The 22,653-nt window shown below is 44.0% G+C and carries 15 protein-coding genes and 1 pseudogene; 12 read left to right on the plus strand and 4 right to left on the minus strand.

What is annotated here, in order from left to right:
• Window positions 1-8 precede the first annotated feature (8 nt).
• Window positions 9-1,946: pseudogene (locus ACMX2I_RS03035) on the minus strand (ATP-binding protein); the annotation flags it as partial.
• Window positions 1,947-2,127: 181 nt separating this feature from the next.
• Between ACMX2I_RS03035 and ACMX2I_RS03040 the strand changes: the two are divergent.
• From ACMX2I_RS03040 to ACMX2I_RS03050, 3 genes are all read left to right on the plus strand, one after another.
• Complete coding sequence (locus tag ACMX2I_RS03040; RefSeq protein ID WP_414956125.1) at window positions 2,128-3,204, plus strand: response regulator; 1,077 nt, start codon at window positions 2,128-2,130, stop codon at window positions 3,202-3,204.
• 320 nt (window positions 3,205-3,524) lie between these two features.
• The gene (locus ACMX2I_RS03045) at window positions 3,525-9,467 is read left to right on the plus strand and encodes a SpaA isopeptide-forming pilin-related protein (RefSeq protein ID WP_414956126.1); all 5,943 of its coding nucleotides are present in this window, start codon (window positions 3,525-3,527) and stop codon (window positions 9,465-9,467) included.
• 91 nt (window positions 9,468-9,558) lie between these two features.
• On the plus strand, window positions 9,559-10,197 hold the full coding sequence (locus ACMX2I_RS03050; RefSeq protein ID WP_414956127.1) for a class A sortase: 639 nt from the start codon (window positions 9,559-9,561) through the stop codon (window positions 10,195-10,197).
• Between the two features lie 116 nt (window positions 10,198-10,313).
• Here ACMX2I_RS03050 and ACMX2I_RS03055 read toward each other — a convergent pair whose 3' ends face one another.
• Window positions 10,314-10,724, minus strand: coding sequence for a YwpF-like family protein (locus tag ACMX2I_RS03055; protein WP_087992807.1), 411 nt, complete (start codon window positions 10,722-10,724; stop codon window positions 10,314-10,316).
• A 174-nt stretch (window positions 10,725-10,898) separates the two neighbouring features.
• On the opposite strand from ACMX2I_RS03055, the gene ywpG reads away from it, so the two are divergent.
• The 4 genes from ywpG (at window position 10,899) to ACMX2I_RS03075 (ending at window position 13,566) form a co-directional block, all read left to right on the plus strand.
• Window positions 10,899-11,282, plus strand: coding sequence for a DynA interaction protein YwpG (gene ywpG / locus ACMX2I_RS03060; protein ID WP_087992650.1), 384 nt, complete (start codon window positions 10,899-10,901; stop codon window positions 11,280-11,282).
• A 76-nt stretch (window positions 11,283-11,358) separates the two neighbouring features.
• On the plus strand, window positions 11,359-11,700 hold the full coding sequence (ssbB, locus tag ACMX2I_RS03065) for a single-stranded DNA-binding protein SsbB (protein ID WP_014665657.1): 342 nt from the start codon (window positions 11,359-11,361) through the stop codon (window positions 11,698-11,700).
• A 226-nt stretch (window positions 11,701-11,926) separates the two neighbouring features.
• Window positions 11,927-12,703 carry a transcriptional regulator GlcR gene (glcR, locus tag ACMX2I_RS03070; protein WP_414956128.1) on the plus strand — a complete coding sequence of 259 codons (777 nt, stop codon included), beginning with the start codon at window positions 11,927-11,929 and terminating at the stop codon, window positions 12,701-12,703.
• 5 nt (window positions 12,704-12,708) lie between these two features.
• Window positions 12,709-13,566, plus strand: a complete 858-nt coding sequence (locus ACMX2I_RS03075; protein ID WP_394715275.1) for a Cof-type HAD-IIB family hydrolase — start codon at window positions 12,709-12,711, stop codon at window positions 13,564-13,566.
• A gap of 130 nt (window positions 13,567-13,696) precedes the next feature.
• Here the strand turns inward: ACMX2I_RS03075 and ACMX2I_RS03080 are convergent, their stop codons facing one another.
• Both ACMX2I_RS03080 and ACMX2I_RS03085 read right to left on the minus strand, forming a co-directional pair.
• Entirely contained in the window at window positions 13,697-16,465 is a 2,769-nt protein-coding gene (locus ACMX2I_RS03080; RefSeq protein ID WP_289348476.1) for a DEAD/DEAH box helicase, read from the minus strand.
• Complete coding sequence (locus ACMX2I_RS03085; RefSeq protein WP_414956129.1) at window positions 16,452-18,062, minus strand: SWIM zinc finger family protein; 1,611 nt, start codon at window positions 18,060-18,062, stop codon at window positions 16,452-16,454. Before ACMX2I_RS03085 ends, ACMX2I_RS03080 begins: the two co-directional genes overlap by 14 nt.
• 203 nt (window positions 18,063-18,265) lie before the next feature.
• On the opposite strand from ACMX2I_RS03085, the gene ACMX2I_RS03090 reads away from it, so the two are divergent.
• The 5 genes from ACMX2I_RS03090 (at window position 18,266) to uglF (ending at window position 22,425) form a co-directional block, all read left to right on the plus strand.
• Window positions 18,266-18,409 (plus strand): hypothetical protein, encoded by a 144-nt coding sequence (locus ACMX2I_RS03090; RefSeq protein ID WP_003221769.1) that lies wholly within the window; start codon window positions 18,266-18,268, stop codon window positions 18,407-18,409.
• A 232-nt stretch (window positions 18,410-18,641) separates the two neighbouring features.
• Complete coding sequence (locus ACMX2I_RS03095; protein WP_414956130.1) at window positions 18,642-19,388, plus strand: YveK family protein; 747 nt, start codon at window positions 18,642-18,644, stop codon at window positions 19,386-19,388.
• Window positions 19,378-20,094 carry a CpsD/CapB family tyrosine-protein kinase gene (locus ACMX2I_RS03100; RefSeq protein WP_087992646.1) on the plus strand — a complete coding sequence of 239 codons (717 nt, stop codon included), beginning with the start codon at window positions 19,378-19,380 and terminating at the stop codon, window positions 20,092-20,094. The genes ACMX2I_RS03095 and ACMX2I_RS03100 overlap by 11 nt, the downstream gene beginning before the upstream one ends.
• 48 nt (window positions 20,095-20,142) lie before the next feature.
• Window positions 20,143-20,907 carry a tyrosine-protein phosphatase gene (locus ACMX2I_RS03105; protein WP_414956131.1) on the plus strand — a complete coding sequence of 255 codons (765 nt, stop codon included), beginning with the start codon at window positions 20,143-20,145 and terminating at the stop codon, window positions 20,905-20,907.
• 195 nt (window positions 20,908-21,102) lie between these two features.
• The gene (uglF, locus tag ACMX2I_RS03110; RefSeq protein ID WP_414956132.1) at window positions 21,103-22,425 is read left to right on the plus strand and encodes a UDP-glucose 6-dehydrogenase UglF; all 1,323 of its coding nucleotides are present in this window, start codon (window positions 21,103-21,105) and stop codon (window positions 22,423-22,425) included.
• Window positions 22,426-22,653: the final 228 nt, after the last annotated feature.

Genomic DNA, 22,653 nt, shown 5'->3' on the forward strand with positions numbered 1-22,653 from the left:
ATTGGCAATGTGAAATGGAATGCCGAACCTTTTCCCTCTTTCGATTCGACCCAAATGTCTCCGTTTTGGAGCTGAACCAGCTGTTTGACAATGCTGAGGCCAAGACCGGCACCATCGTCTTTATTCGTTTCGGCTTGCTGAAAAGACTCAAAGATGGTTTGGCGATCAGCTTCTGAAATGCCGCTTCCCGTATCCGTTACTGTCACTTTGATCATGCTGTCGTTCAGTCTTGAAGCAGAAAGTGTGATTTGGCCCTCTGTTGTATATTTGATTGCATTATCGACTAAATTGGTTAATATTTGGCGGAAGCGGTTTTCATCCGCGAGCACTAAAGGAAGATCGTCCGGGATATGATTCATCATATTCAAGTTTTTATGTCTCGATAAAAGATTGTAAAAATTCATTTCCGAACAAACTAAAGTATAAATATCAACAGGAACCGGGTGGATTTGAAGCATGTCCTGCTTTATTTTTTCTAAATCCAGGATGTCATTTACCAGATTGGACAGCCTGTAGCCCATGCGGATGACGAGCTGCATGTTATCTTTCTCTTCTTCTATCGTTCTTTTTCTTTTGCCGGCCAGCAGGGTCTGGCATATATTAATGATGCTGTTCAGCGGTGTTTTGAATTCATGTGATGTTTTGGCGATAAATTCATCTTTTAAACGGTCACTTCTGAGCAATTTCCACGAGAGCACTTCATTTTCACGGAATGCTCCGGCAAATTGCTGTGCCATTAGCAGAACGATCGCCAGCAAAGCGATAACTGTTGGCAATGAATAAATCGAATTAAAGGAAAAGGCTGTTTTGCCGCTGTAAGCTGAAATGGTGGTTAAAATGACAAAAGCACTCATTGATATAGAGGCGATGGTCAGATACAGACTTCCTTCCATTTTGCGGATCGCAGCAATCGTAAAAATATATGTAATATAAACCAGAGTCGAGACGGCTAGCACAGAATGTAAGATGTACGAGGTATGGCCGATAAAACCGACGGTTAAAAAATCTGTGACTAAGACCAGTCCGGAAGAAACGGTGGCTATGCGAATAAAACGCTTTGAAACAATCTCTCTGTAAGCAAAATAGAGATAGAGAAAAACCGCAATGCTGACAAGCACTGTAGAGATGGCCCTCAATGAATTTAGCAATGAAAATGAAATTGACGGATAAAGGAGAAATATAATCCGCTCTTTTCCGATCATCAGAATAATGAACGAAAACAGAAGACACATAACAGAAAAAAACAACAAATGTTTATCTTTTTTTCTTTGCAGGAAAAAGCCCAGAAAATATAATCCGGTAATGAAAAAAGCTGTAATCATGATCGTATCATTAAGAAAGGAAATTTTGTTTTCCCGCACTATTTGGTCCTGAGTGCCAAAAGTAATTGGCTTTGCGATTCCCCATCCCGGCGTTTTTCCGAAGTTCGAAAATTGTACGACAAGTTCATTGTCACCCTTGTGAAGCGTAAAAAAGCTCGTATAGGGGCGGTTTTGTGCAGCAAAATCAGGATTATCTGAAGGGCTTCCGCTTTGGCCAATGCGTTGTCCGTTAAAATAGATGCGATTGGCGCTGTAAATAAACGACGTGCTGATCCCAAATACCTGATGGTCTTGCTTTGATCTGATGGTCAGCTTATATGTTCCGTAATCCACATTAATACCTTGTTTGGATAGCTTTACATTGCTGGGGACATCAACGAAGAGAGGATCTTTTCCTTTTGCTGAAGCGATTTCTTTTGGTGACAGAATCTGATTTGGATACAATGCCCATTTTCCGTTCAGCTGTACATTCCCATTCTTCTGAAAATCCCAATTCTCTAAGTTCATGACCCCATGCCTTGCCGCGGGAAACGTTGACCCGGAAAAATGGTCAATGCCAATAAAAACAACAAAGAATGCAGCGTAACCGAAAATAATCGAAGTAAAGATGAATTTTTCTTTCATATCATGGCTCCTTTATTAAAATAGGATCATTCTAAATTCCTATTTTTTATAAATATTGTAAGTGCAAAATTTAAAAAACTACAATAGAAAGAAAAAGAATCCAGATAAAGGGGCTATTTGTCATGATATAATAGAAGTTATTTACTGATATCTCGATTTTACATATAGGGTGGGATGTTTTGTGAAAGCGTTAATTGTTGATGATGAGCACTTGGCATTGCTTCATTTTAAGAAAATGCTTGAACGAACAAACGCCTTTCAATCTATTATGGCGTATCAAGATCCGGTTGAAGCCTTGGAGCATCCTGAGACTCCTGCTGTAGATGCGGTGTTTCTTGATATTGAAATGCCGGGGGTAAACGGCATTGAGCTTGCTGAGGCCATTCAATCGATGAATGAAAATATCCAAGTCGTTTTCATTACGGCTTATAATGAGTTTGCTATCAAAGCGTTTGAGCTGAATGCCATTGATTATTTGCTGAAGCCTGTCATATACAAGCGGCTTGAGACTACTGTTGAACGAATCAAAACGAATAATATGCTCAGGCGAAATGCAGAAAACACCGAGGCGCATTTTTCGATCCAATGCTTTGGAAGCCTGCAGTTTCATCAAATCTTAAAGGGTGTCAAAACAAACATTCCAGTCAAGTGGAGAACGTCGAAAGCACGTGAAATATACTTATATTTACTTCACAATCACGGCCGTGTGGTCAGTAAAGACATGCTAATCGATCTTTTTTGGCCTCATTATGATGTTTCAAAAGCAAGCACCCAACTTTACTCCACCATTTATCAAATACGAAAATTATTCAGCCAGATCCCTTTCAGCCAAACAATCGAGAAGACTGATACTGGATATATTCTTCGGCTTTCGGACGCAAAAGTCGATGTTGCGGAATGGGAAAAATCACTCAAAGGGGCGCCTCCGCTCAATGCAGCTACATTACATCTGCACATGGATATTTTCCTGTCCTATCAAACTCATTATCTAATGGAGCACGGCTATCTCTGGGCAGAGCCGGAAAAGACGCGTCTTTCCCAGCTTTGGCTTGGAAAGGCCTATGAACTGATCGATTATCATATTCAGGAAATGAACGATCATCAAGCGATGGACGTTTGCCTGCAAGCCGAGAAAATTGAGCCTTGCGATCATAAAATTATGCAATACAAGCTGCAGCTATTCAACAAAAATGGGAAGGTAGAAGAGGCGATAAAAGAATATCAGCGTTACAAACAAATGAAGGATCAAATTAATTAAAGAACTCCAAACCAGTATGTGTCGATTGCCTTTCGATGCACACTGGTTTTTTTGTGCATGTCAGCTAAAGAGAAGACCCTCGCTATATGTCTCCTGGTTGAATCATCAACTCTCCAATTCACTTCAATCATACATGATTTTTGAGTTGTACAGAAATTGTATAGTTCCATTTCATACAATGTAGTTTGGTTCGGATGGCAAATCTTAGTTTTGGAGCACATTCGGTATTAGCAGTTCATTTTGGGGGATGAGACATGATGTTATGGTCTCGCGGATCAATCGGCAAGTGAAAAATAGATATGAGAGGGAGGAATGAAAAGTTGAGAACGAGGAGTTTTCCCTTAGGGCTGAAAAAAAGCGGGCGGATCGTCATGATCATAAGCCTTGCCATCTTTTTCTTCTTCAGCCAGATCGCCAGCTATACTCTTACAGCACAGGCAGTAGGCGTAACGCCAAGTGACAGTCAATTCTTCGATTCGGTAACAGTTAAGGACGCCAAGGGCCAGATTGTTGACGGATCAAAAGGAAACAAACCGGCACTAACACCGGGGGACGAAGTGACACTGACATATGAATGGTCATTGAAAAAAGACGAAAATGCAGATAGTGAACAGGATATCAATGTGGAGATACCCAAAAGCTTTACATTTGATAAAGGTGCAGAAGGTGAGATCAAATCTGCTGATCAGGTCATCGGCAGCTATCAAGTGCCGGCGGGCAGCAGCACCATGACGGTAAAATTAACAACTGCATCCGGAGATTCTCTTGATGCCAAGGGGACCATTACACTGCCAGCTAAGTTTACTGCAGATGTAAAAGACGATGAACATACAGCAGCAGCCCTTTTTCAGTTAGGAGGAGGCATAACCCAGCAGGTGATCATCCCTGTTAAGAAAGATGAGACACCAGATGCAGAGGCGGAAGAGCCAAAAAACGACTCTTCTGAAACTGCGGGTGATCAGGAAGGGACAGATGACAAATCTACACCTTCAGTCAGCAAGGAGCAAAAAGAGGAGGAACAACAGCCATCAGCCGACTCTAAGAGCAGCGACTCCTCTAAGAGTGATGATTCCAAAAAAGTGTCATCCTCAAGTCAATCAGCTTTCAAAAGCTTGCAAACTGAAGAAAAACAAATCACGAAAAATATTTTAACTGGCGTGACATTGACGGACGAAAACGGAAAGCCATATGACAAGGACAATCGCGCCAATACGAATTCTCCGGTGAAAATTTCAATTGATTGGGCCATTCCCGACGATTTAGGAAAAACAATCAATGCCGGCGATACGTATGAATTTGATTTGCCTAAAGAATTTATTATGCATAATGACATTGTGAACGTACCATTAAGCGCCGGCGACACCACCTACGGGACATTTTCTATTGATACGAACGGACATGTGGTGATGACATTTAACGGCGAGGTAAAAGAAACTTCTAATGTCAAAGGCACATTGGTTATCAATACGCAGTTCAACGAGAAAAAAATAACGGGTTCGACAACACAAAAGATTCCATTCCCTGTGAATTCCGATACTCCTGAGACAACGGTTTATTTTAAACCAAATGTGAGTAAAACCATTGATAAATCAGGAGTTTTGGATAAAGGAATCAACCCCGGCAAAGTAACATGGACGGTCGATGTCAATAAAAAATTGGATCAAGTCAAAAATGCCAAACTCATGGAAAGCCTTCCAGAGGGCTTAATCTACCTTTCAGTTAAAGTGTATGAACTTAATGTGAACATTGATGGTTCTGTCAGCAAAGGAAATGAAGTTTCTTCCGGCTACAGCATTGATTCAAAAGGAAATGTCACATTTGACGGGACAATTGATTCAGCCTACCGCCTTGTATACGAAACTGACATTGACAATAGTGCGAAGCCGAGTGAAGGCGGAAATCTAACGCTGACGAACAAGGCGGCATTCAGCGGAGACAACCTGGAACCCATTTCTGCCGAAGCCACTGTTGCAGCCAAATATGGAAAAATGATCGCGAAATCATCGACCGGCTATGATGGAGAATCTCAAACATTCAGCTGGGCTCTTTCATACAATTACGGTGAGAAACAGATCGACCAATCCAAGGCCAGCATTAAAGATTCTTTTGGAACTGGCGATTTGCATCTTGTAAAAGATTCCTTGAAGGTTATTCCTATTACCTTTGGACAGAACGGCAGCGAGCAAGCGGGCACGCCTTTAAAGGAAGGCGAGGACTACACGCTGATCGATAATGGAAGCGGATTTGAAATCAAATTTAATAAAAACGTTACCAGCGCTTACAAAATCACATATCAAACAAAGGTCAACAGCGGCGTGATCATTGATAAATCGACAACATACACCAACAGCGTGGTGACCGGAACAGGGGATTCAAAAGAAGCTTCCGGAATAGCCATTCAGCAGAATCTCATCAAAGGATATTCAAACGTAGATTATGAGAAGAAGACGGTTGATTGGACGATTACAGTTAATAAAAATAAATACTTGATGAATAATTGGACTTTGGATGATCAATTTGAAAGCGGCGGAATGGTTCTTCTTGATGAATCGTTCAAGCTTCAAGACATAACGAACAACAAAACATTGCAGAAAGACAAAGACTACACGTTAACAAAAAAACCGGATCATAAAGGCTTTACTTTGGCATTGATCGGGGATTATGCAAAAACAGACAGTCAATTTAAGATCACTTATACGACAACATTTAATGCCGATTATTCTAACGAAAGCGTCAAGAATACAGCTCAGTCGACATGGACTGATCAAAACGGCAATGAGCGCACGAATAAGGTATCAAGCGGTTTTACGCCGAATCATCAGACTTCAAATAATGGATTTAAAAACGGTTCATATAACGCGGTTTCAAAGGAAATCACGTGGAAAATCGGCGTCAACTATAACGGCGAGCCGACGAAAAATCCTTATATCAAAGATGCCATAACAGATCCTCAGCAATTTGTGCCGGGTTCCGTTGTCGTTAAGAGTTATACGATCAATAAAAACGGCTCCATCACAGAAGGAGACGCACTTGACCCTTCCAAGTATGATGTCGAAGAGCCTTCAGAGAAAAATGAACACACTCTGACGGTACATCTTAAAACAGGCGATTCTGTACCATATCTGATTAAGTTTAAGACATCACTCAAGGGGCAGGTCATAGATCAGAACCAGTACACAAACAAGGCAACCTACTATAATGCCGGCTATGCAGACCGCACGTTGACGGGCTCTGTTTCAGTTACGAACGGAGGAAACCTGGTTTTCAAAGGCGGCAAACAAAATGGAAGCTATATCGATTGGAACATTAATGTCAACTCCAGCCAATCAACGCTGGATGACGTAAAAGTTACTGACACGCCGGACGAAAATCAAATACTAGATGCAGATTCTTTTAAAGTATATCAAGCAAAATATGATGAAAACGGTGTGGTCAAAGACAGCAGCGGGAATCTGACCGCGGGCGATGTCGAGCTTCAAAAAGACAAAGATTACACGTTAGACATCAAAACCAACAATACAACAGGTGAACAATCGTTTGTCCTGACATTCATAGGCAGCTATAAGCAAATTGACCGTGCCTATGTGATCAAATACCGGTCTCTGATTAACATAGCCGGCACGAGCGGCCATGTTAAAAATAAGGTGTCCATTTCAGGAACAAATGTGAAGGAGCAGACTCAGGAAAACAGCAGCTCGATCTTTGTTGCCATTTCAAGCGGTGACGGTTCCGGATCTGGAGAAAAAGGAAGCCTGACGATTTTTAAGACTGGAGAGGACGATAAAGCTCTTGAAGGAGCAGAATTCCAGTTATGGTCTGAGGACTCCAAACAGCTCCTCCGCACTGGCACAACGGATGCCGGCGGGAAGCTTACATTCGGAAATATTCGCTACGGTTCCTATGTATTAAAAGAAGTAAAAGCGCCTGACGGATATACCATCAGTGATGCTTATGCAAAAGGAGTCTCTGTGAAGATAGACAGCAACTCCTCCAAGACAGGAGCGCTGTACAAAGTCGTAAATCAACAGAACAAGGTGACGCTTATCAAACAAGACGAACAAAACAATCCTTTGGCAGGTGCTGTTTTCAAACTGGAGAAAAAGTCAAATGACGGCACCTATACTCTCATACGAACAGATATAAAATCTGATAAAAACGGAAAAGTAGAAATGAACGGTTTGCCGGCGGGCTACTATCGCTTGACAGAAACACAAGCTCCTGCAGGCTTTATCGTAAATACAAAAGCGATTCACTTCTCCATCGCAAAGAATGAAAAGAATCAAGTGTCCGACGTTAATTTGGGGAAAATGACCAACTATCAAGGAAAAGTCTCACTGACGAAGGAAAATGGTGAAGGCCAGAAACTTGAAGGCGCAGTATTTAACATTGTCGATCAAGATGGAAATACTGTTCAAGAGGGGCTGACCTCGGATAAGGACGGAAAAATAGAGGCTTCGGGTCTTGCACCGGGACGCTATGCTTTTGTTGAAACGAAAGCGCCAGCCGGCTATGTGCTGAACACGGAGAAAAAAGAATTTACGATCTCAGAATCAGCAGCAGGAAAGCCTGAATCCGCAGATGCCGGGATTGCTGTAAATGATAAAGGCGCGGTTGAGTTAACGAAGGAAGATGGCGATGGTCAGAAACTTGAAGGAGCCGTCTTTAAGATTATCGATAAGGAAGGGAAAACGGTTCAAGAAGAGCTGGCATCAGATAAAAATGGGAAAGTCACAGCTTCAGGCCTTGCGCCGGGACACTATGCCTTTGTTGAAACGAAAGCGCCAGCCGGCTATGTGTTAAACACGGAGAAAATAGAGTTTACGATTTCTGATTCCGCAGCAGGAAAGCCGTTGCCAGTGGATGCTGGGATCGCGATTAACCATAAAGGCTCTGCTCAGCTCACGAAGGAGAATGCTGAAGGCCAAAAACTTGAAGGAGCCGTCTTTAAAATCATTGACCAAGAAGGAAAAACGGTTCAAGAAGAGCTGACTTCCGATAAAGACGGGAATATCACAGCTTCAGGCCTTGCGCCGGGCCGTTACGCCTTTGTTGAAACAAAAGCGCCAGCCGGTTATGTGCTAAACACGGAGAAAAAAGAGTTTACCATTTCTGAATCAGCAACAGGAAAGCCAAAATCCGCGGATGCCGGGATCGTCATGAACTATCAAGGATCGGTTCAGCTGACGAAAGAAGATCAAGATGGAAAAGGCTTAGCAGGCGCGGTATTCAAAATCACTGACAGCAATGGGGAAACAGTGAGAGATGATCTAGTCTCAAAAGAAGACGGCAAAATTGAAGTTGACGGGTTAGCGCCGGGAAGCTATCAATTTGTTGAAAAACAGGCGCCAGATGGATATCTTTTATCCGAAAAACCAGTGTCATTCACCATTAAAGCTGAAGATGGCGGCAAACCTGAACAAGTGAAAGTAACAGCGGTTAATACGAAGAACCTTGTCGTACTTACCAAAGTGGATCAGCATGATCAGCATAAAGTTTTGCAAGGCGCGGAGTTCAATCTGACAGACGCCAACGGAAAAGTGCTGAAATCCGGCTTGACGACGGATGAAAAAGGTCAAATTACCGTGCACGGCCTTAAAGCTGGCGAATATCAGTTTGTCGAAACAAAAGCGCCTAAGGGTTATCATTTGGATCAAACACCTATATCGTTCAAGATCACAAATACAGAAACGAAACCAATCGACATCACCGTGGAGAACATATTGGCACCAGGTGACGTGAATGTGACGAAAGTGGATCAAGACGATAAAAATACAGTTTTGGCGGGCGCTGAATTCAAGTTATTGGACGCAAGCGGCAAGCCTGTAAAAACTGACGGCTTTGGCAAAGGGCTGCCTGAGCTCTGGAAAACAGATAATAAAGGGCAGTTCACAGTAAAAGGCCTTGCGCCGGGAAGCTATCAGTTTATTGAAACGAAGGCACCCGAAGGTTACAAACTAGATGAAACACCGATCGAATTCACAATTGAAAAAGGACAGTCAAAAGCTGTAGAGATCGTTGTTTCGAATCAAAAAGTAAAAACGCCAACACCTGACAAACCTGACAATCCTGCACCGGGTGGAAATGTGAAGGAAGATGGACATCATTCGAAAACCAATGGTACATCGGGTGATTCGAAAACAGAAAATCCCCTTCCAAAAACCGGAGATGCGGACAGCACGCTGACAGTAATGATCGGTATTCTGCTGCTTATGGCAGGCGGAGGCTTAGCTGTTGCCTCAAGAAAGAAGCAAAGAAAGGGATAAATATGAAAGCACCTGATCATTGAAGAATCGATCAGGTGCTTTTTTAAAAGTGACACTCATTTTGAATGAAGCATAAGAAAGGAATTTTTGCATGTACAAAAAAATGATCATTACGGTGTTCATTCTTTTCGGATTGTTGCTTATCTGTTCCCCTTTTTTGAAAGGAGGAATCATAGTCTATCTTAGCAAAAGCCAGAATGAGTCGGCATTAACTGTGGAGCAGTTGAAAAAAAATAATGAGAAAGAAGCTGCTTTTGAATTTGACTCAATCCAGCCGCCTGATTTGATGGAAGCCATAAAGGCTGGCTTTGATCACGATCAGAAAGCGATCATCGGACGGATAACCATTAAAAGTGTCGATCTGGAGCTTCCGATCCTAAAAGGCACTACCAACGAAAATCTTTTGATCGGGGCGGCAACAATGCGCCCGGATCAGAAAATGGGCGGGGGGAATTATCCGTTGGCGGGCCATCATCTGAAGCAAAAGAGCCTTCTTTTCGGACCTCTGGAAAACATAAAAACAGGTGCCCAAATTGTCATCACTGATTTTAAAAAGGATTATATCTATTCTGTGACATCGAAAGACATCATATCGGAAATGGATGCGGATGTAATTGAGGAGACAAACAAAAAGGAGATTACGTTAATCACATGTGACAAGGCGGTCAATACCGAAGGGCGCCTCGTTGTTAAAGGAGAATTGGTTGATTCTTTTGGCCATACAAGTTAAATATACAAGAGTGAAAATCTCGAAAATAAAAGCTGCCGTTCAAAACGGCAGTTTTTTTAATGCAGAACATATTTTGAGGCTCTTCGCTTTTGTGCCGGTTCTGGGGGAAATGTCCCCTATATTTTTTGCTTAAACGCCTCAATCAGTTTTGTTCCTGTATAGCCCTCTTTTACAAGGGATTCCAGAAGGGTTTCAGTGCCATGCTGTTTTCTTGTGACCATTTGTCCGTAGATTAAAACCTGTATGCTTTCCTCCAGCTTGACAATATTTTTCACTGCCGCTGTCAACTGGGCGGGGCGATTGCTTTTTTTCGTGATCGTTACAAATACTGTGGCTTCAGTTTGGCTGTTTTGAAGCTGTTCAAAAAAAGACAGGTGCTCTTTCGCTACAAGCGCTTCAATCAGCCAGTGATTTTCACCGTCTTCTTTATTTATAATCAGTCCGTCAATAAGGGGAAACTGTTCAATTGATTTCTCTTCCTTGTCCACTCGTTCCACATTCAGGTCAACCAGTTTAAAGGTTTTCATTTCTATTCTCACCCCGATTATTTCCAAAGATTTCTTGCCTTCCATTATAACATAAACGTTTTAGAGGAAAAAACGTGCAATGCCGGGACTAAAGAACTTTGTATTGGCGAAACATTTAATAATTTCAATTTTTTCATTATACTGTAACTGACTATGGATTACGGAGAGATGTGTATGAATCAATTTCGCTTAAAAGAAATTTATATTGACGGCACTCCTTCTGAAAACTGTTTAATTCAAAAGGAAGTAACATATATGTTAAGCCGTAAAGAAGTTTTTGAGGTCCATCTGAACAAAAAAAGAAGGATAAGCTTTTTATACGAAACGCAAGACGGCATGGAGCAATATAAAATCGAGCTGTCAATGCCGGAAAAAAAACTGAGCTTTCAGTGGTTTGCGTGGGATGGCTCTTCCTATGTGTGTATGAATACGCAAAATTGGCTGACAAAGCAAATATTTTTCCGGTTTTTAAAAAGTACATATTTCTTTAAAGGGAAAAAACAAAAGATGTTTTTAGCTGAAGGAAAAATGAAAACGAAAGATAAAAACAGAGGCTGAAAGTCATTTTTAAGCGTTTTTCTTTTCTCATTGCATCATCTACAATACATATAAGCGCAAGGAGAGGAGGAATCGCATGTTCAATCAGGTTATGCTTGTCGGACGTCTTACAAAAGATCCTGAGCTTCGCTACACTTCCGCCGGTGCGGCAGTCGCACACGTTACGCTCGCAGTAAACCGCAGCTTCAAGAATGCTTCAGGTGAAATCGAAGCCGATTACGTCAATTGCACGCTTTGGAGAAAAACCGCTGAAAACACAGCGTTATATTGCCAAAAAGGTTCTCTCGTCGGCGTTAGCGGACGGATTCAGACAAGGAGCTATGAAAACGCAGAAGGCGTTAACGTGTATGTAACAGAAGTGTTGGCTGACACTGTTCGTTTTATGGACCCTAAACCCCGTGAAAAAGCTGCCGATTGACAGACCCCTGATCCTCCCGTTTTCTATCCTTTCACGATTATTCGAATCTCCGCATCATCCCCCTCAAAATTGACCAGTCGACCAGGCTGGTCTTTCTTTTTATGACATTTAGGATAAATTGGTTCTTATGATGCATTTTTACTTAAAAACACTTAAAATCATTGATTGTATTTTTCAAAAAACTTATAATTACTTAAAGATGATAGATCAGAAAAGGAATGAGGGCGTGTATCAAGAAGAAAGATTAGTAGCGATTTTGGATTTTTTAAAACAGCATAACCGAATTACAACGGAGCAGATCTGTACGCTTCTTCAAGTCTCAAGAGATACAGCCAGACGGGATCTTGTGAAGCTGGAGGAACAGAATGCCATCATCCGCACAAGGGGCGGTGCCATTTTGCCGACTGTGCATCAGAAAATTCAAAGTTATTCCGGCCGCCTGAATACAGTGTCCGAGGAAAAAAGCGAGATCGGCAGGCTTGCCGCATCGCTCATTCATAATGGTGACCGGGTGATTTTAGATGCCTCTACAACCGTTCAGGCATGTGCAGAGCATTTGAATGCGGATGATTGCACGGTGATTACCAACTCGATTAATCTGGCCGAAGTGCTGTCCGATAAAGAAGGAATTGAAATCTACCTGTTGGGAGGCAAGCTGGAAAAGGAGCACCGCTTTCTGTACGGTGCCTCTGTGATTGAAAAGCTCTCAAGCTATCACGTCGATAAAGCGCTGATCGGTGTGGTCGGCATTTCTGAGCATGGCATTACAATTGCACATGAAGAAGATGGCATGGTGAAGCGAAAAATGATTCAGCAGGCAAAGCAGGTGATCGCGCTTGCAGATCATTCGAAACTGGGAAGTACCAGTTTTTATCAGTATGCGGAGCTGAGCGAAATCGATCTCTTGGTCACAGACAGGCTGCCGAATCAGGCATTTTGTGATTTGCTTGACCGTAACGGGGTGGAACTTCTCGTAACAGAGCAGGATGAAGGAAAGGGCTGACAAACGTGAAATTAATTGCGATTGACTTAGATGGAACCTTACTCAACAGCAAGCATCAAGTAAGCTTGGCAAATGAAAACGCGCTGCGGCAGGCGCAGCGGGACGGCATTGAAGTGGTGGTGTCAACTGGGCGCGCTCATTTTGACGTCGTGTCGATTTTTGAGCCGCTCGGGATCAAAACGTGGGTCATCAGCGCGAATGGCGCCGTCATTCACGATCCTGACGGCAGGCTTTATCATCAGGAAACCATTGAGAAACAACGGGCGTATGACATTCTCTCATGGCTTGCGTCGGAAAACTATTATTACGAGGTATTCACAGATTCAGCCATTTATACGCCGCAAAACGGCAGAGAGCTTCTTGAAGTTGAACTGGACCGATTCAGAAGCGCAAATCCGGAAGCGGATCTTTCTGTCCTTATGCAGGCGGCCGAAGTGCAATACAGCCAATCGGGCTTCGCTTACATTGGCTCGTTTCAAGAGCTGTTTGAAACTGATCAGCAGATCGACTTTTATAATATTCTCGGTTTTTCTTTCTTCAAAGAGAAGCTTGAGGCAGGCTGGAAAAGATATGAACATGCTGAAGATTTAACACTTGTCAGTTCGGCTGAGCATAACTTTGAGCTTTCTTCCCGCAAAGCTTCCAAGGGGCAGGCGCTGGCGCGGCTTGCGGAACGGCTGAATATTCCGATCGAAGAAACCGCGGCTGTCGGTGACAGCTTAAACGACAAATCGATGCTGGAGGCTGCGGGAAAAGGTGTAGCGATGGGCAATGCGCGGGAAGATATCAAAGCGATGGCCGACGCTGTAACCTTGACCAATGACGAACACGGCGTCGCACATATGATTAAACATTTACTGTAGGTTTATATGCTGCATCAAAAGTGCATCCTATTAATAACCGGCGTAACGGATTCTCTGGACATTCCGGCGTGACGGCTACGAACGGGAAAAAGCTGGCTCTTTCAAAGAGCCAGCTTTTTTATAGTCATGATCATCGCGCTGAGGCGCTTAATGTAAACAATTCTTCGAGTGCCTGTGTGGAAAGCTCGGTAATCCAGTTTTCACTTTGGATAATTTGGTCGTTCAGGGTTTGTTTTGATTCGAGCATGACATCAATTTTTTCTTCGATTGTTCCCGTCGTAATCATTTTATGAACGTGGACAAAGCGCTCTTGGCCAATGCGGTATGCCCGGTCAGTGGCCTGGTTTTCAACCGCCGGGTTCCACCATCTGTCATAATGGATGACGTGATTGGCGGCGGTCAAATTGAGCCCGGTGCCTCCAGCTTTTAATGAAAGAATCAGTGTCGGGTATTCTTTCTTCTGGAATTTCTCAACGAGTGTATCCCGCTCCTGCTTGGAGAGACTCCCGTTTAAAAATTGCACGGGTTCGCCGAACGTTTTTTCAAGCAGCCGTTTCATCATGTTCCCCATCTGAATGTATTGCGTGAAAATGAGGCAGCTTTCGTTTTGGGCGCGGATCGCTGTCATGAGTTCCAGCAATTTTTCGAGCTTAACTGATCTGCCGGCCAACAATTCGGTCTGATCTTCCTTTAAATAAAGCGCGGGATGATCGCATATTTGTTTAAGCCGTCCGAGCATGCTGAGGATCAGCGCTTTTCGCTGCATGCCGGTCAGTGATGTCATATGGTCAAATGTGTCTTTGACAAGTTGCTCATAAAGTGACGCCTGTTCGGCTGACAGCGGGATAAATTCTTTTTCTTCCAGCTTTTCAGGAAGATTAAGCGCGACCTCTTCATCCCGTTTCGTCCGCCTGAGAAGGAATGGCCGGATTAATTGTTGAAGCTGTCCGATTCTTTTTTCGTCCCGGTCTTTTTCGATCGGCAGCACATAGCGTTTATGGAAGCCCGTCAGACTGCCGAGGTAGCCTTTATTCATGAAGTCAAAAATGGACCACAGCTCGGTCAAACGGTTTTCCATTGGCGTGCCGCTCAGCGCGATATGGTGAAGCCCTTTAAGCTTTCTGATTGCGCGTGATTGCTTCGTATGCGCGTTTTTAATATTTTGCGCTTCATCAAGACAGATTGTGTTCCATGTCACAGAAGACAGCTCTTCCGAATCGGCATGAGACAGTCCGTATGAAGTGAGTACCACATCTGCGTTTTCGTAATGCGCGTCGAAATCATCACCTTTTGGCCGGCGCGGCCCATAATGGAGCGCGACAGTCAGGTCAGGAGCAAAGGTTTGAAGCTCCCGCTGCCAGTTGCCGAGTACGGATGTCGGCGCGATAATTAAATTCGGCGTTTTTTGCCGGCCGCTTTCCTTCACGTGAAGGAAATAGGCGATCATTTGAATCGTTTTTCCAAGGCCCATGTCGTCAGCCAGACAGGAGCCAAAACCGCTTTCCCGCAGAAACAGCAGCCAGTTCATGCCGTATTTCTGATAGGGGCGGAGCGTGCCTTTGAAAGAAGGACTGACTTCGTGATCCGGCAGGTTTTCAGCGGCAGTAAGCTTCCGAATCAGTGACCGGAGCTGTTTGGACAGATCGAATTGAATGCCGGCAAAAGCGGATGTATCAATCAGATCTGAATCCTCAAGCCCGCCTTCCTCTTGATCCATTAGTTCTCGCGACAGAATATCAGACATGTGGAGTCCTTCTGATTCCGCTTTTTCCATCAGGCGTTTCATCTGTTTGATAAACTGCGGATCAATTTTGACCCATTGCCCGCGGATATTAACAAGGCGCCTGTTGCTGGCGACAAGCTCATTAAATTCGGCCTCAGTCAGCTCAATTCCATTTGTTGCAAACCGCCAGTTGAAATCAAGCAGCGCATTCATGCCGACAAATGACTCGCCGCGTGGGGCGGATGACACCTTTGCCTTCAGCATCATGTTGCTGTCTCTGACAATTTGCCACCAGGACGGCAGGAGAATTTCAACGCCCATATCGACAAGCGTTTCACTCGCTTCTGACAGAAAGATCCAGGCTTCTTCCTCCGAGATCAGAGTGGTCCCGGAATCAAATGACAGCCACGGAACCGTTCTGTGAAAGCGGTCTTGCTCACGCGCGATTTTATCGCTGTGCGCCTGCCATGATTTTTTGAGGCTTTTCAGCCCGTCAAAGAATTCAACAGCGCCGTTCTTTTTATCGCGTAAAAACAGTTCGATTTTCCAATCGTCTCCGTCAAAATCCGGCTCATTTAAGCGCAGGCCGACTGTAAATGGAGATTGATCGTCAATCCAGCCGATGCCTTCAAGAAAATCCTCTTCATCAAGAAAATGTCCGCGGAATGACGTGACCGCAGGCGATTTCTCCTTGATGTGCTCCCATTTCTCCTGCAGGTCATCGTCGTATTGGATGTAATCCTGCACTGCGGCGGAAAACCAATCCGCCGTAAAGCCATCCAGCATATTATCGCGGTCCTTCCAGCGAAAAACACCGTTTGTCCATGCTTCATAGTCAGGCAGGTAATCACCGTCTGCGATAAATTCATAGATGGTTGATGCCGCCTCAATCAGCGGCTCCGTTTCTTCTGTAAGCTGCACGGAGCTGAATGAGTTGAACGAGTTTTTGCCGAGAAGCTCTACAGTCATCCATGGAGAAAGCAAAACAGCGGTTGTCCCGATGAAGCTGACATCCTCAAGAAAGGTTCCGTAAAATGAGGATTCATGCCATTGGAACAAATGCCTCTTCATATGGCTGTAGGGAAGGGGCTGCTCATTCTCATCAAAGGCTGAGAGCGTAAATGACCCATCTTCCATTTGTTCGACGTGAATGAGTATTTCTTTAAGACTCGCCATCAATCAACTTTCCTTTCTGCAGTTCTTCTTGAAGCGCGCGCAGGCGCTTATAATGCGAGCTCAGCTGCTGAATATACCGCTCCCATACCTTCAATTTCTTCGCTTTTCTGTACAGGGTGCGCAGTTTTTTTAAATGCCGGGCGGCTTCCTTGTACGAGCTGCGGTTTTTCTGATCGATAAAAAAGGCCACTTCTCTGTGGTAAGCCGGGATAAGCGCCTCCGGGTCGCCCGCTGCAATTTCTTTCAGCATCATTTTATCCATTTCATAGATGGAAAAGCCGACAAGGCTGTGAATTTCGATCCACTCGGCATATCGTTTTTGCTCATATAAATGATGGCTGTATTCTGTGAACGTATACGGCAGGCAGCCTGCAGCATAGCGTTCAAACAGCGCTTGGTCATTGGTTTGCTTCACATAGGCATTCAGCAGAAGAAACAGCTCGCCGATCACGTCGCGAATTTCTTTAAACGGCTTATCGAGTTTCGTATAACCCATCGCAATCGGTTCAATTCGCTGATACCATGTTTTCAGCCTTTTCCAATCTTTTTTGGCAGTGATTTCACTCAGCCATTGAAACGTATATGGCAGCGCATCCGGCGGGAATTGACCAGCTTCTGCAAAAATAACATCATCATTCTTTTGCAGGAATTCCAAATGCAGGCGCCCGAATTGCAATTCAGGAGAAAAGCGCCGTCCAGCCTCTTTTTTCAAAATGTCCTGTTCACGTGCCACCCATTTTGGCCGCGACAGCAACGCGCTCCAAATTTCACCGAAAATGCGGATGCGTTCATATTGGAAAATATCTTCTTTCAAGAGCAAATGCCGGATAACATCGGGTGTTTTCTCCAAAAACGGATCAAGCGCAAATGACAGCGCGTATGTTTTTAATTTATCAATAGAGCTGTAGATCGTATCCATCAGCTGTTCAACATACGGATTGAGGGAATAAAAGTCTTGATCGGGGTTCAGTTTGCCCGCTTCAATCAATGTAAACATGCGAAGCCACACCGCAATCGCGGAATGAATCTGGTACAGGTTTTTTAGCTCCGGCTTGTTTGGCGTGTGCTTTTTTAAAGCGGACAGGTAGCCGTAATAGAGGCCCTGCATATTTTGGCTGCCTTCCGGCGTGCGCGCCTGCCAGAGAGAGAACTCTGAATCAAAAAAAGCAAGCCAGCTAGAAAGCGATTCTTCATTAGGAAGCACTTTTTCCTGAAATTGCCGGCGGACGAGCTCTTTGCTTTCCTCGAGCTTTTCCCTCTCCAGCCAATGCTCTGTAAAGGTACCCACTCGCTCGAACATTGCATATACATATAAAAAAACAGCCAGCATATGGCGGCAGATTCTTCTGGACGGACATGAACAGCCGCTTTTGGCTATGGCAAACAAGTTCAATGTGACCCGCACAGGCACAACATCCTGCACGTAAGCCGTAACTTCCGTCGGACTCACTGCTTGTAAACGATAGACTGAATCCTGCCGATATAAAATAAGTGCTTTTTTAATCAGCTGAACATGTTCCTCATTGTAAGGAAGCAGTTCTTTCAACTGTTCAGCGGATGCCAGCACATCGTCTTTGGATATCATATTCTGAAGCATGATTATCGCTCCTAACCGAGTCACGTAATAAAAAGATCCAATTTCTCTATTATATCGCAACACATCGGCCTGAAAAAGTTTTTCCTAAAAAAGGACATAAAAAATGGGATGTGTCGAATGATGTATTAGAGATTGCAAATTGAGAACCAGCATCATATAATAATCGTGTTTTCAACTTAATGGAAGCTGAAAGGAACAAGAAGATGAGTGAAAAGAAATTGAATCAAGAGGAATTTCTGAAAATTTTGATGCATGCACATGAGATTGGTGAACGGTCATCTGAGATGACGACGAAGGAAATGCTTGAAAATTTAATTTCTCATATTAAAAATGGATATGCAACATAAGAATCCCGCACGCCTGATGCGGGGTTTTTTTATGCGAGAAGACGTGAACGCCTGAATGGAGCAAAAGGGGCAGTTTTGTCAAGACAGAAAATAGAGCGCTTTCATAAATGATCGCAACATAAGGTTTTGTAAAAAAATGTCGAATAATGTCACGTGAAAATCTGGAGAAATGCGGTTTCTACGTTGTATAATCGTATATGGAAAAGGATGCTATAAGAGATTTGGAGGTATCATGGGAGAATCTACTAGTTTAAAAGAGATATTATCAACGTTAAGAAAACGCATGCTTTTGATTATGATTGTAACCGCAGCTGCCACTGCTGCCGGCGGACTTATCAGTTTCTTCGCACTTACACCCATCTATGAAAAATCAACTCAGATTCTGGTCAATCAATCGAAAAACGACCGAAAAGAAGTCCAATTTAATGATGTCCAAACCAATCTTCAGTTAATCAATACGTATAACGTCATCATTAAGAGCCCTGCCATCTTAGACGAAGTCATTAAAGAGATGGGCCTGTCGATGACATCTCAAGAGCTGAATGACAAAATTACCGTATCCAGCGAGCAGGACTCCCAAGTGGTCAACATATCAGTCAAGGATGTAAATGCGGAAACAGCGGCTCATATTGCCAATACCATCGCATCTGTCTTTCAAGACAAAATCACAACCATTATGAATGTTGACAATGTCAGTATTTTGTCAAAAGCCGAGGTTTCAGGACATCCGTCACCTGTATCGCCAAAGCCGCTCCTAAACATTGCTATCGCGTTCGCGGCGGGATTGGCGGGAAGCATCGGACTGGCGTTCCTGCTTGAGTATTTGGACAATACGATCAAATCGGAAGAACAGCTCGAATCCTTGTTGGACATACCTGTTTTAGGGACGGTTTCCACCATTGCAAATGAGCAGAAAAAAGCGGCAAGATTACACGGTATCCAATCTGAAAAAGCGGGGAGTGGGCATTTTGGCGCTTAAAAAAAGCCGAGGCTCTTGGATGCGCAGGAATGTCATTGCGATGACAGAGCCGAAATCCTTGAACTCTGAACAATATAGGACGATTCGTACGAATATAGAATTTGCTTCAGTGGATCGTCAAATGAAATCAGTGATGATTACATCGGCCTGTCCCGGAGAAGGAAAATCAACAACGGCCGCTAATCTTGCTGTCGTATTTGCCCAGCAGGGAAAAAAAGTGCTCCTGATTGACGCTGATTTGCGAAGACCAACAGTACATACAGCCTTTCATCTTGAAAATATAATAGGTTTAACATCTGTTTTATTAAAGAAAAGTTCACTGGAACAGGCTGTACAAACATCTAATGAAAAACAGCTTGACGTGCTGACGAGCGGTCCGATCCCGCCAAACCCGGCCGAGCTTCTCTCCTCAAAGTGGATGAAAGAACTTGCCGACGAGGCGTGTGCGGCATATGACATGGTCATTTTTGATACGCCGCCTATTCTCGCTGTAGCGGATGCACAGATTTTAGGGAGCGTGGCAGACGGTTCTATTTTGGTTATTTCAAGCGGTAAAACAGAAAAAGAACAAGCCGCAAAAGCGAAAGAGGCACTTGAATCGTGCAATAGCAAGCTCCTTGGGGCGATTATGAACGGCAAAAAGTTTTCGAGGGATTCTGCATATGGATACTACGGAAACAAGGATAACTTCATACAAAATAAATAACGTGCATATTGCCCGTTATTTATTTTTGCGGAAAAAGGGGGCTAAGACATGATAGATATCCACTGTCACATTCTTCCTGGAATGGATGACGGGGCAAGCGTTTCAGCCGACAGCATAGAAATGGCAAGAGCTGCTGTTCGTCAGGGAATCCGGACGATTGTAGCGACACCGCATCATAAGAACGGTGTGTATGAAAACGAGCCGGCGGCAGTCAGAGAAGCGGCAGATCAGTTAAACAAACGTTTAATCAAAGAAAATATCCCTTTAACCGTGCTTCCGGGGCAGGAAATCAGAATCTACGGCGATTTAGAGCGGGACCTTGCTGAACGGCAGGTGCTTTCGCTGAATGATACAAAATACATCCTGATTGAATTTCCGTTTGATCAGGTTCCCCGCTATGCGGAGCGGCTCTTTTATGAGTTGCAGCTGAAAGGATATATTCCGGTTATCGCCCATCCTGAACGCAACAGGGAAATTCGCGAAAACCCATCCTTACTGTATCATCTTGTGGAGAAAGGAGCGGTATCTCAGATTACTTCAGGAAGTCTTGCGGGGACTTTCGGAAAACAGATGAAAGCATTTTCTCTCCGGCTGGCTGAAGCCAATTTGATTCATTTCGTAGCCTCAGATGCTCATAATCTGAAAACAAGAGACTTTCGCTGCCGGGAAGCCCTTGATGTTCTTGAGAAAGAATTCGGTCGGGAATTTCCTTATATACTGACGGAAAACGCTGAGCTTCTCCTGCAGAATCAGACGATCTTCAGACAGCCTCCGCGGCAGGTCAAGAGAAGAAAATTATTTGGGCTCTTTTAAACAGCCGGTTCTTATTTCACCACTTCCTTTTTGTGCGCGATATAATAGTATATTGTATGATTGAATCACATTTCAGAAATCTGTACAGGCTGAACCCGACAGGCTATGCGGGAGATCATCCGCATTCATGATAGGATGTTCTCATACGATATTATGGAAGCTGCAAAGCAGCAATTTAACTGTTGGAGGGAAACAATGAATATAACAGTCATCGGAACAGGCTATGTCGGTCTTGTGACAGGTGTTTCTCTTTCTGAGATTGGATATCATGTAACCTGCATTGATATTGACGCTCACAAGATTGATGAAATGAGAAAGGGCATTTCCCCCATATTTGAACCGGGTCTTGAAGAGCTGATGAGGAAAAATACAGCTGATGGACGGCTGAACTTTGAAATGAGCTATGAGAAAGGCTTGGCACAGGCAGACATTATTTTTATAGCGGTCGGCACACCGCAGAAAAGCGACGGGCACGCGAATCTGGAGCATATTACAGATGCGGCCAAACGCATCGCCCGGCATGTCAAACAGGATGCCATCGTGGTAACGAAAAGCACAGTGCCCGTCGGGACAAACGATTTGATTAAGGGGCTGATCACTGAACATCTTGCGGAGCCTGTCAGCATTTCGGTCGCGTCCAATCCGGAATTTTTACGTGAAGGGTCAGCGATCTCTGACACGTTTCATGGCGATAGGATCGTGATCGGAACAGCGGATCAGACAACAGCCAAGACGCTTGAGGAGATTTTCCGCCCGTTCCAAATTCCGATTTATCAAACAGATATCAGAAGCGCCGAGATGATCAAATATGCCTCAAATGCTTTTCTGGCCACTAAAATCAGTTTTATAAATGAAATTTCAAATATATGTGAAAAGGTCGGCGCCGATATTGAAGCAGTCGCGTACGGCATGGGACAGGATAAGCGGATCGGGAGCCAGTTTTTAAAAGCGGGCATAGGCTACGGCGGCTCTTGTTTTCCGAAGGACACAAACGCCCTCGTGCAAATTGCCGGCAATGTCGAACATGATTTTGAGCTGCTGAAATCGGTCATCAAAGTCAACAACAATCAGCAGGCGATCCTGGTAGATAAAGCGCTGAACAGGCTCGGCGGGGTGACGGGAAAAACGATTGCCCTTTTGGGACTGTCATTTAAACCGAATACAGATGATTTGAGGGAAGCGCCGTCGATTGTCATCGCAGACCGTCTCGCTGCGCTCGACGCCCATATTAAAGCCTATGATCCGATTGCCGCGGACCATGCAAAGCGTGTTCTGCCAGAAGCCGTTGAATATAAAGAGACAATCGAGGAAGCTGTCAAAGGCTCTGACGCCGTCATGATTTTAACCGACTGGGCCGACATTAAACAATTCCCGTTAGCGGCCTATCAGAACTTGATGGAAACGCCGCTCATCTTTGACGGCAGAAACTGCTACACATTGGATGAAGCAGCCGCTGCAGGGGTGGAATATTATTCTGTGGGACGGAAGGCGGTTGTTCCAGTAGGTGCAATTCAATAGTTGGAAAAGAGAAAACTGGCTGGGAGCCGGTTTTTTTCTTTTCTGCTAAGGTCTAAAACGAAAAATAACAAAAGCAGAATGTACTCTTACAACAAGAGACAGATCATCAATATCTGTCTCTTTCAAGTGCCTTTATAACTATGACTTTAGGTGCTCCAATATCACAAAGTGCTTTCCTTAGCTGTATAACGAACAAAAACAAGATCATAGACCTACACATAGAAAGTG

This window comes from Bacillus sp. SW14 (assembly GCF_047608225.1).
In the GTDB taxonomy this organism is placed as follows: domain Bacteria; phylum Bacillota; class Bacilli; order Bacillales; family Bacillaceae; genus Bacillus; species Bacillus subtilis_G.